Origin of the sequence: Zoogloea sp. LCSB751, from assembly GCF_002028455.1 — a bacterium.
Lineage (GTDB): Bacteria > Pseudomonadota > Gammaproteobacteria > Burkholderiales > Rhodocyclaceae > Zoogloea.
Map to the genome: position 1 here is coordinate 1 of NZ_MWUM01000459.1, position 248 is coordinate 248.

Below are 248 nucleotides of genomic sequence, written 5' to 3' on the forward strand. Positions count from 1 at the left end.
CTGGAGATAGCTGATTCGCTCTTGGATGACGGAGCTCAGCAGGCTATGACGGAAGCCGTCACGCAGCCCCTGCATCTGGTACATCTCTTGGTTTATATCGGGGGATCTGAATAACAGGAACTGGATTGTCGTCTTGGAGGGGTACTCCTGATTCAGGAAGCCGTTCATACGCTCCTGCACCTTTTCATCCGCCCCACACAGAGGCTCACAGATAAAACCGAAACCGGCGCTCTGATCATCCATGAGGA

General features: G+C 53.2%; 1 protein-coding gene. It reads right to left on the reverse strand.

Annotation, left to right across the window (positions count from 1 at the left end; translation table 11 throughout):
• A partial coding sequence (locus tag B4920_RS27310; RefSeq protein WP_139379747.1) for a TraC family protein occupies positions 1-248 on the reverse strand: 248 nt, incomplete at both ends.